Origin of the sequence: Massilia sp. TSP1-1-2, assembly GCF_049896185.1 — a bacterium.
GTDB lineage: Bacteria > Pseudomonadota > Gammaproteobacteria > Burkholderiales > Burkholderiaceae_D > Telluria_A.
Window position 1 is genome coordinate 1 of sequence record NZ_JAFCTU010000214.1, and the last position, 551, is coordinate 551.

The window sequence follows — 551 nt, forward strand, 5'->3', positions numbered from 1 at the left end:
ACCGTTCAACTTCGCGTCGCTGAATCATGATCGCTGCAGCCAACGGTCGTCAGCGGTGGGGTAAATATCGCGCTTACGATAGACTTGTAAAACATGCGTTAATTTGCTTCGGAATCTACTTTTGCTTCACGCTTTTGTTAGTGTTCTCATCGAAAGCAAATTTTGGATTCTTTGGCAACCTAGCGTTTCTGTCGTCCGGTACCGTGTTCACGACAATCGGCGTAGCCATCGGAGATACGTTTCGCAGATTCGTCATCCCTGATGCCTACTTCACTTCTGGCGCGGTTGACTCGTTTAAGAAGAAGATTTTTTGGATGGTGGGGCCGCAGTGCATCGGCGGGTTCATTGGTTTCATTGCAACTAAGGGTTTCATGACGAACGTTCTTGGATACGCTGGGTTATAGTCGTTTCAGCGATCTATTCAGAATCAGATAATACCAGCCGTGTTTGCGGCTGGCAGTTGTGAGTAGACAGGGCGTTCTCAAAGACCAAGTGCAACACCTTCTGCTGTAAGGTGCCGCCATGGCAAAAATCTACAAACATCTGACTAC

General features: G+C 47.9%; 1 protein-coding gene. It reads left to right on the plus strand.

Annotated elements, in window-relative coordinates; all coding sequences use genetic code 11:
• The first annotated feature begins 26 nt into the window (after positions 1-26).
• A complete protein-coding gene (locus tag ACP7BV_RS27780) occupies positions 27-404 on the plus strand; it encodes a hypothetical protein (protein ID WP_426108145.1) in 378 nt (125 codons plus the stop codon).
• The last annotated feature ends 147 nt before the right edge of the window (positions 405-551 follow it).

Coding starts and splice junctions, on each gene's coding strand:
- ACP7BV_RS27780 (WP_426108145.1), top strand. CDS start 27: ATGATCGCTGCAGCCAACGGTCGTCAGCGGTGGGGTAAATATCGCGCT.